Below are 9,062 nucleotides of genomic sequence, written 5' to 3'. Positions count from 1 at the left end.
TGGCGATCATCCTGGGCATGCTGTTCGTGCTGTTCGGCTCGATGAAGGACGCCGCCGTGGTGTTCAGCGGCGTTCCGCTGGCGCTGACGGGCGGGGTGGCGGCGTTGGCCTTGCGCGGTCTGCCGCTATCGATCTCGGCCGCGGTCGGCTTCATCGCGCTGTCGGGCGTGGCGGTGCTGAACGGGGTGGTGATGGTGTCGTTCATCCGTGGGCTGCGCGCCCGGGGGATGGAGGTCGAGACGGCCGTGCGCGAAGGCGCGTTGGCGCGGCTGCGGCCGATCCTGATGACCGCTCTGGTCGCCAGCCTTGGCTTCGTGCCGATGGCGTTCAATGTGGGGGCCGGCGCGGAGGTCCAGCGACCGCTGGCCACCGTGGTGATCGGCGGGATCCTGTCCTCGACCCTGCTGACGCTGTTCGTGCTGCCGGCGCTGTATCGTCTGGTCTACCGCAAACCCTCGGCCGAACAGGCCGGGGCCTGACGGTCAGCCGGCCAGGATGTGCGACACGTCGGCTAACGACTCGCCGGTCGGGATCAACACCCCCTCGACGGTCGCCAGCAGCGCCGGCAGGTTGATCGGTTTGGACGCCACGGCGTCCATTCCGGCTTCCAGGTATTCGGCGACGTGGTGGGCCATGGCGTTGGCGGTCAAGGCGATGATCGGCGTGCGCGTGCGCCCGGTCGCAAGCTCGCGCTCGCGGATGAAACGGGTCGCGGCGGGCCCGTCCATCAATGGCATCTGCACGTCCATCAGCACCACGTCCCAGTGAGCGCTTTCCCAGGCTTTCACCGCCTGCTCGCCGTTCGCCGTCAGGTGCGGCTCCAGTCCCACCTGCTGGAGCAGGGTCTTCAGCACGAGCTGGTTCATCGGATTGTCTTCGGCGACGAGCACCCGCAGTTCGCGCGCCATTGACGGCAAGGCGACGGCTGTCGATGGCGGCGCCACATCCATGTTCGCCGCGGCGCGCATCAAAGGCAATTCGACGGAGAAAGCCGACCCGCGTCCTGGCTCGCTTTCCACGGAGATGTCGCCGCCCATCATCGTGACCAGCTCGCGGCAGATGGCCAGGCCCAGACCCGTGCCGCCGAACCGGCGGGTGGTGGAGGCGTCGGCCTGCACGAACTTGTCGAACAGTTTCACGCGGGCGGCGGGCTCGATGCCCAGACCGGTGTCGGCGACGCGCAGGATGAGGTGTTCACCTGGACGCGAGATCTCGACGCGGACCGAGCCGCGGTCCGTGAACTTCACCGCATTGGAGATCAGATTGTAGAGCACCTGGCGGATGCGGGCCGGATCCCCGCGCCACGCGCCTGTCGCTTGCGGCGCGATCTCAAGGTCGAAGTGGATGTCCTTGTCACGCGCGAGCGACTCGAAGGCCGCCATGGCGGAGCCGGCGATACCGGCGATGTCGACGACGCCGTCCTCGATCTCCAGCTTGCCGGCCTCGATCTTCGACAGATCCAGCAGATCGTTGAGCAGCACCAACAAGGCCTCGCCTGAGTGGCGCACCACGTCCAGCCGCTCGCGCTGCGCCGGCGGCAGCGGGTCGTGGGCCATGGCCTGGGCCATGCCCAGTACGCCGTTGAGCGGCGTGCGGATCTCGTGGCTCATGGTGGCCAGGAAGGCGGACTTGGCGTCGCTGGCGTCGCGCGCGGCTCGCACCGCCGCGCGCTGTGCACGATTGGCGCGGCGAAGCTGCTGCTCGGCCAGCATCAGTTCGGTGATCGACTGGTTCATCGCCACCACACGCACCGGCCCATCGCCGGGCAGCCGGTAGGCGTAGAGCTTGTACCAGCGCCGCTCTGTGGCGGAATGGCAGGGGTATTCGCATTCGAACACGGCCCGCTCGCCGGCCAACACTTCGAGCAGAGCCTGCCTGGCGCGCGTCGGGGGGCCTTCGCCGCGTCGACAGGTGTCGAGATAGTTTGCACCCAGGCCATGGCTGGTCTGCGCGAAACCGCCGGCGGCGACGAACTCGCCGCAAGCCAGGTTCGCCGAGATGATCACGCCGTTCTCGTCGAGCACGCACAGGGTCGCGGCCATGCCGTCGATGATACCGTGTACGAAGCGTTCGGACTCTTCGAGGCGGGCGGTCGCCTGTCGTTGCTCGGTGATGTCGAGAACGACGCCACGCAGCGCTACCACCTCGTCGCCCTCGAACGCCGGCTCGGCCACCGTGCGCAACCAGATCGGCTCCGCATCTGGCAGGCCAACCTCGCACTCGAAGATGACGCGCTCGCCGCTGGCCCGCGACTGGGCCAGCAGGCCGCGCAGTTCGACGCGATCATGCGGCCGCCAAATCTGCACCGCCTCTTCGATGGAGACGTTGGGGGAGTGCGGCCAACGGACCAGGGCGCACATCTCATCGGAAAAGGTGACCCGACCGGTCTTGTAGTCGATCTCGAAGCCGCCAAGCTTGGCCATATGGCCGGCGGCGCGGAGAGTGGCCGCGGTACGGCGCAAGCCGAGTTCCAGGCCACTGACCTTGTCGCGATCGGACGCGGAGATGGTGATGTCGCGGCTGAAGATCAAAAAATGATCCACCGCGGCGCCGGAGGCGGCGAGCGGCGAGACGGTGATCTCCCACACCCTGCGCATTCCCTGGGCGTTCGGGATCTCCGCAGTGAACTGGGCGGTCTGGCCGGCGGCGGCCGCAGCGAGAGCCGCCAGTGCGGCCTCCTGCACGTCGAGGCTCAGATAACGGACCCAACGGCGCCCTGACAGCAGGGAGAAGTCGTCCACGCCCATCGAGGCCACCGAGGCCGGATTGGCGAAGCGCAGACGTCCTTCAAGGTCGAGCACCTGGACGCAGTGGGCGCTGCCGTGGATGAGCTGCTCGAAGAAATCGCCCCGCGCGAGACCGGCAATCTCGGTCGGCGTCATGTTCTTGATCCCCTGAGCCGCAGATCCGGCTGCGCGTTCTGACTCAGGCGGAATGTACGAAGTCGCTGTTAAAAGTCTCTGAGGACAGGCGCGGCCGCCGAGCAGCCGTTCGTAGCCCCGCCCGAACAGCGGCGTGCAGCGATTTCGGCCGACGCAGGGCGATCAGGGCTTCGCCAGCTCAGGGTCGGACGTGTCGTCGTCGCGATGGCGATGGTATTCAGCTGCCGCGAACGGCAGAAGATTGCTGCGACCAACAGCAGGTGAGGACCCGATGACCGTGGCGAGCGCCGATGCGGCGTCCGACGAGGCGCACGCCGCCTGGCCGGACGACATCTACGACGTGCTGAAGGCCTTTGACGTGCGCCAGGCGCCCTACGTGCCCGACGGGGGCCATAAGCAGCTCATCGAGCGCCTCCAGGCTGACCCTGACGTACTCGCAGTATCGCTGACCACCGAGGAGGAGGGTGTCGCGCTCGCCGCCGGCGCCTGGCTGGGTGGCCAGCGCTCGGCGCTGCTGATGCAGTCCAGCGGCGTTGGCAACTGCATCAACATGCTGTCGCTGATCCGCACCTGCAAATTCCCGTTCCTGACCCTGATCACGATGCGGGGCGAGTGGGGCGAGTTCAATCCGTGGCAGGTGCCCATGGGGTCGGCCGTCCAGCCGGTGCTGGAGCTGATGGGCGTGCAGGTGCGCCGCGCCGACCAGCCGGACGAGGTCCGCGATGTGGTGCAGAACGCCGCCAGCATGGCCTTCCTCGGGGGTTCGGCGGTCGCCGTGCTGTTGGGTCAGCGCCTGGTGGGCAGCAAGGTCTTTGTGAAATGATCGCTGGAACCCACGCCTCGAACGCCCTGCTCGATCGCCGCGAGGTGGTCTCGCGCCTGCTGGTTGATCGTAACGACGCCCTTGTGGTCACCTCGCTGGGCAGCGCCACCTACGACGTGGCGAATGTCGGCGACCACGACCGCAACTTCTATCTGTGGGGCGCGATGGGCGGGGCCGCGGTGCTAGGCCTGGGCCTGGCGCTGGCGCAGCCGGATGTGCCGGTCATCGTCTTTGTCGGCGATGGCGAGTTGCTGATGGGGCTGGGCTCGCTCGCCACCATCGCCCAGCAGCGTCCCGGAAACCTGACCGTCGTCGTGCTCGACAACGAGCTCTACGGCGAGACCGGCGCACAAAAGACTCACGTCGCCTACGGGACAGACCTCGCCGCGGTGGCCAGGGGTTGCGGCATCGACGATTCCGTCACCCTCACGACCATGGCCGAGGTCGAGACCCTGGCCCTTCGCGCGCACTCGGTGCGGACCGAGACGGCCGTGGCGGTGATCAAGATCGACGGCGGCGACGCGCCGCGGGTGATCCCGTTGCGCGACGGCGCGGTCAACCGCGGGCGCCTGCGCCTCGCGCTCGGTCTTTCGATCGACTGACGCCTCGGTTTCAGGCGGGCGCGAGCTGGCCGCCGCGCACCAGCCGGCCCGGCAGCTCGCCGGTCGAGGCGCCGTCACGGTAGGTGACCACGCCGGCCACCAGGGTGGCCACGAAGCCGTCCGCCTGCTGCTGCAGGCGGCGTCCGCCGGCTGGCAGGTCGCGGACCACGCGCGGCATGTGCAGCTGCAGGCGGTCCAGATCGATGACGTTGACGTCGGCCTTGTAGCCCACGGCGATCCGGCCGCGATCATTCAGGCCTACGCAGCGAGCCGGGGCGTCGCTGAGCGAGGCCACGGCCTGCGCCAGGCCGATGGCCTGACCGGCCGGCGCATCGCGCACGAACCGCTGCAGCAGAAACGTCGGGTAGCTGGCGTCGCAGATCATCCCGTAGTGCGCGCCGCCATCGCCGAGGCCGAGGATGGTCTGAGGGTGCACCGCCATGGTCAGCGCCGCGTCCAGGTTTCCGTCCCGATAGTTGGCGCCGGGCAGGAACAGCAACCGCTGACCCTCATCCTCTAGCAGCAGGTCGTAGACGTATTCCTCGAAGCTCAGGCCTCGGGCGGCCGCCTGTCGGTCAATGCGGTCATTGAGATCGGGCTCGTAACAGGGCGGTTCGCCCATAGGATAGGCGGCGTGGGTGTTGTGAACGATCTTCATCCGCACCGGGTTCGGGTCCTGCGGCGCTTCACTGAGCAACTTCGCGCGCATCGCCGGATCGCGCATCGCGGCGACCTTCTCAGGCAAAGACAGGTCGGCGATCGCCTGATAGCTGGGGTGCAGGCTGAACGGGTGGAAGGACAGATTGAGGCCGTACAGCATGCCCACGGGGCGCGGAAACACCTGGGCCTTCATGGACAGGCCGTCGGCGTTGGCCTCCTCGAGCAGGCGCAGCGCATCGCTCCAGGCTGCGGGATCGCGGGTCGGCATCTGCATCAGGGAGAACGACAGCGGCCGGCCCGAGGCCTGCGCCAACCGGCGCATGATGTCGAACTCGCTGGCGGTGTCGCTGACGATGTCGGGGATGATCTGAAACACGACGGTCTGAGCGTCCTTCAGGCCGCCAGCCAGCGCAAGCAGCTCCTGCTCTTCGGCGAACAGGCTGGGCGCAAGCTCGCCGGCCTGAGTGCGATGCATCAGGTTGCGCGACGTGGTGACCCCAAGCGCGCCGGCGCGAACCGCCTCTGTGGTCAGGGCGCGCATGGTCGCCAGATCCTCGGGCCGCGCGTCTTCCTTACGCAGCGCGCGCTCACCCATCACGTACAGCCGCAGCGCCGAGTGCGGGAGTTGGGCGGCGACGTCGATGTCGAGCTTCCGCGAGCCGATCGCGTCGAGATATTGCGGGAAGGTCTCCCAATTCCAGGGCAGGCCCTCGGTCATGACGATCTCGGGGATGTCCTCGACCCCCTCCATCAACTCCACCAGCATGTCGCGCTCGTCGGGGCGGCAGGGTGCGAAGCCGACGCCGCAGTTGCCCATCACCACCGAGGTCACCCCATGGTTGGACGAGGGGCGAGCGTGTGCTCCCAGGTCACCTGACCGTCGTAGTGGGTGTGGATGTCGACGAACCCGGGGGTGACGATCTTGCCGGTCGCGTCGATCTCCTCGCGGCCCTGACCGACCACCTCGCCGACCGCGACGATACGGCCGTCCTTGATCGCCACGTCGCCGACGAAGCCTTCGGCGCTGTGTCCGTCGTAGATCGTTCCCCCGCGGATGACGCTGTCGAATTCCATGGCCTGGGCCCTCTTCGTATCTGTCAAAGCGTCGCGCTGGCGCTATAGAGCTGGACGCCGGCGACATTGGCCCATTCGGGCTGTTCCAACATGTAGCGGGCGGCGGCGGCGATGTCCGTCGCTTTCGCCACGGGCGGGCCAGCCTTGATCCCGCGCGCGGCGTAGAGGTTGTCCAGCATAGCAAACGGCTTGGCGGACCAGGGCGTTCGCGTCGGTCCGATTGGCTAGAGGCGGTAGACCCGCTCGGCCGTGCCCTTGAAAAGGGCCGCCTTCTCATCAGCCGAGGCGCCCTGGGCCAGCCGCTTGAAAGCGTTCCACAGGGTGCGGTAGGTGCACGACGGGCTGTCCATCGGGTAGTTGCTCTCGAACATCGCGCGCTCGGCGCCGAACGCCTCGATGCAGGCTTCGATGTAGGGCCGCCAGGCGTCGGCCAGCACCTGCGATGACGCGGGCTCGGACAGTTTGTGGAAGCCGAAGCCGCACAGGGTCATGCCCAGGCCGCCCAGCTTCACATTGACGTTCGGACGCTTGGCCAGCTCCTGGATCGCCGCGCGCCAGACCGGGAAGATCTCGTCGCGCTTGCCGGCGTAGGGGCCGATGCCGACCACCCCGCCGACGTGATCCAGCACGATGGTCTGGTCGGGCAGGGCGGTGGCGAGGGCCGTCACCTCGTCGATCTGAGGATGATAAACATAGGCGTCGAAGCTCAGGCCGAGCTGGCCCAGCGCGGCCACGCCTGCGCGAAACGCCGGCTGGGCCAGCATCTGCGACGTGACCACGCCGTGGCCGTGGATCTTGTCGCTGGCGTCCCAGGCAGTGATGTGGCGCACGCCGCGAAACCGGCGCGGATCGGCTTCGACGTGGGCGGACAGCGTCTCCTGCACCTTGTCGCCCGTCAGGTCGGCGTAGCCGACGATGCCCAACGCCACGCGGGCGGGGCCGTAACGGTCGCTGGCCGACATGGCGGCCTGGCCGGCGGCGAATTCCGTTTCGCCCACCGGCTTCAGATGGTCCGGGCCCTCGGCGCGATAGAACGATCCGCATTCGACGTAGACCGTGCTCTCAACCCTGTGGCCGTCGCCGACGTCGGCCAGGAACTCGTGCAGCAGGTATCGATTGGTCGGGAAGTCCCACAGGTGATGATGCGGGTCGCAGATCGCCAGATCCGGCTCGATGACGTCTTCCATGCCGTGGGGTTTTTCCTGTGTGCGCGGGTGCGCGCCTTGTGCCAGCGCTGTGGCGTCGAATCCAGTAGATCGCCTCACGGTGTCGCCCTAGAGAGGCGACGCCGCTGACTTGCGCGGTCGATTTCAACAGGATGAGGGCCGCCGATGAGCCAGACAGCGACGATGACCAAGGCCGCCGGCTGGACCCTGTGGGACCTGCCGTTCTTCGAGGCTGAGCATTTCGAGCTGGCGGAGCGGATGGCCGCCTGGGCCAGGGAGAACGTCTCCCATCACGATCCCAAGGTCGACCTGGCGAAGCGGGCCCGCAAGCTGGTGCGCGCGTTCGGCGACGCCGGTTTCCTGAAACATGTCGTGCCGCCGCTGGGCCAGGGCGTGGACGCCCGCTCGGTCTGTCTGCTGCGCGAGGCGATCGCCTACCAGGACGTGCTGGCCGACGACATGTTCACCATGCAGGGCATCGGCGCCGCCGCCGTCGCCCGGCTGGGCACGCCCGAACAGCAGGCCAAGTACTTGGCCCCTTGCCGGGACGGCACGATGATCGCCGCCCTGGCGCTGACCGAGGCCAAGTCCGGCTCGGACGTCGCCTCCACCGCCACCACCGCCACGCGTGACGGCGACAGCTTCGTGATCAACGGCGAGAAGGCCTACATCTCTAACGCCGGCCTCGCCGACTTCTATGTGACTGTGGCGCGCACGGGCGAGGCGCCGGGCGCGCGCGGCCTGTCGGTGTTCATGGTCGACGCGGACACCAAGGGCCTCAAGGTCGGCCCGCCGATGGACCTGATCGCCGAGCACCCGATCGCCGCGGTCAGCTTCGTCGACTGCCGGGTGCCGGCCAGCGCCATGATCGGCGAGCCGGGGCAGGGGTTCCGCGCCGCCATGGGCACGCTGGACGTGTTCCGCCCCTCGGTCGGGGCCGCCGCCGTCGGCGCCGCGCGCCGCGCGCTCGCCGAGACGCTGGAGCGCCTGACCAACCGCGAGATGTTCGGCGACAAGATGAGCAAGCTGGCGGGCGTGCAGTCCGCGGTCGCCGACATGGCCTGCGACATCGAGGTCTCCGCCCTGGCCGTCTATCGCGCCGCCTGGGGCCAGGACAAGCAGCGCGGGCGTCCGTCCTACGAGGCGTCGATGGCCAAGCTGGTGGCGACCGAGGCGGCGGGCCGAGTGATCGACCGCGCCGTGCAGCTGTTCGGCGGCATGGGCGTGACCCAGGGCTCGATCATCGAGCGCCTGTACCGCGAAGTCCGCCCGATGCGGATCTACGAGGGCGCCTCCGAGGTGCAGAAGCTGATCATCGGCCGCGACATGCTGAACCGGGCGGCCAAGCCCTAGCCGTCAGTCTCAGGCGGCGGCGAAAGCGCCGCCGTCAGACGTCGGTGAGGAAGCCGATCACTTCGCGGTTGAAGGCCGCGGCCCTCTCCCATGGCACCCACAGGCCTGTGGCGCCGTAGATGTGCACCTCGACCTCGGGGATGCGGCTCAACATGAACAGGGCGTTGTCGTAGCCCTGTACGCGGTTGTCCCGGCCCCAGATCACCAGGGTGCGCGCCTTGATCTGGTCGAGGTCTTTCCACACCGGCTCGACCACGGGGACGCTGCCGGGGCGTCCTTCCGGCGCCCCGGCCATGAAGGCCGGATCGATGCTGGCCTGATAGCGCTCCTCGATCAGCTCGTCGGTGATCATGGCGTGGTCGAACATCATCATCTCGAGGTAGCGGCGCATCTTGTCGCGCGAAGGCCCTTCGCCGCCGTAGTAGCTGCGGATCACCTTCATGCCTTCGGTGGGCTGAGGCTGGAACATCGAGGCCCCGCCGGCGGCGCTGACCAGCACCAG

Annotated in this window: 10 protein-coding genes; 4 read left to right on the top strand and 6 right to left on the bottom strand. The window is 68.2% G+C overall.

Going from position 1 to position 9,062, the window contains the following annotated elements; all coding sequences use genetic code 11:
- Window positions 1-479: efflux RND transporter permease subunit (locus Q8M88_RS14535; RefSeq protein ID WP_305597875.1), on the top strand; the 479-nt coding region annotated here is incomplete at its 5' end.
- Between the two features lie 3 nt (window positions 480-482).
- Here Q8M88_RS14535 and Q8M88_RS14530 read toward each other — a convergent pair.
- Window positions 483-2,882 (bottom strand): ATP-binding protein, encoded by a 2,400-nt coding sequence (locus Q8M88_RS14530; protein ID WP_305597874.1) that lies wholly within the window; start codon window positions 2,880-2,882, stop codon window positions 483-485.
- A 271-nt stretch (window positions 2,883-3,153) separates the two neighbouring features.
- Between Q8M88_RS14530 and Q8M88_RS14525 the strand changes: the two genes are divergently transcribed.
- A complete protein-coding gene (locus tag Q8M88_RS14525) occupies window positions 3,154-3,705 on the top strand; it encodes a thiamine pyrophosphate-binding protein (protein WP_305597873.1) in 552 nt (183 codons plus the stop codon).
- Window positions 3,702-4,307, top strand: a complete 606-nt coding sequence (locus Q8M88_RS14520) for a thiamine pyrophosphate-dependent enzyme (protein ID WP_305597872.1) — start codon at window positions 3,702-3,704, stop codon at window positions 4,305-4,307. Before Q8M88_RS14525 ends, Q8M88_RS14520 begins: the two co-directional genes overlap by 4 nt.
- A gap of 10 nt (window positions 4,308-4,317) precedes the next feature.
- Here the strand turns inward: Q8M88_RS14520 and Q8M88_RS14515 are convergent, their stop codons facing one another.
- The 4 genes from Q8M88_RS14515 to Q8M88_RS14500 are packed head-to-tail and all read right to left on the bottom strand — an operon-like array spanning window position 4,318 to window position 7,228.
- Complete coding sequence (locus Q8M88_RS14515) at window positions 4,318-5,784, bottom strand: amidohydrolase family protein (protein ID WP_305597876.1); 1,467 nt, start codon at window positions 5,782-5,784, stop codon at window positions 4,318-4,320.
- Window positions 5,785-5,795: 11 nt separating this feature from the next.
- Window positions 5,796-6,041 (bottom strand): amidohydrolase family protein, encoded by a 246-nt coding sequence (locus Q8M88_RS14510; RefSeq protein ID WP_305597871.1) that lies wholly within the window; start codon window positions 6,039-6,041, stop codon window positions 5,796-5,798.
- A 23-nt stretch (window positions 6,042-6,064) separates the two neighbouring features.
- Window positions 6,065-6,220 carry a hypothetical protein gene (locus tag Q8M88_RS14505; RefSeq protein ID WP_305597870.1) on the bottom strand — a complete coding sequence of 52 codons (156 nt, stop codon included), beginning with the start codon at window positions 6,218-6,220 and terminating at the stop codon, window positions 6,065-6,067.
- A gap of 45 nt (window positions 6,221-6,265) precedes the next feature.
- A complete protein-coding gene (locus Q8M88_RS14500) occupies window positions 6,266-7,228 on the bottom strand; it encodes an amidohydrolase (protein ID WP_305597869.1) in 963 nt (320 codons plus the stop codon).
- 144 nt (window positions 7,229-7,372) lie between these two features.
- Between Q8M88_RS14500 and Q8M88_RS14495 the strand changes: the two genes are divergently transcribed.
- On the top strand, window positions 7,373-8,560 hold the full coding sequence (locus Q8M88_RS14495) for an acyl-CoA dehydrogenase family protein (protein ID WP_305597868.1): 1,188 nt from the start codon (window positions 7,373-7,375) through the stop codon (window positions 8,558-8,560).
- A gap of 34 nt (window positions 8,561-8,594) precedes the next feature.
- Here the strand turns inward: Q8M88_RS14495 and Q8M88_RS14490 are convergent.
- The coding region (locus Q8M88_RS14490; protein WP_305597867.1) for an alpha/beta fold hydrolase at window positions 8,595-9,062 on the bottom strand (468 nt) is incomplete at its 5' end.

Origin of the sequence: Phenylobacterium sp., assembly GCF_030693805.1 — a bacterium.
Taxonomy (GTDB): domain Bacteria; phylum Pseudomonadota; class Alphaproteobacteria; order Caulobacterales; family Caulobacteraceae; genus Phenylobacterium.
The sequence above is the reverse complement of the archived record's forward strand: the minus strand, read 5'-3'. Positions and strand labels throughout refer to the sequence as shown.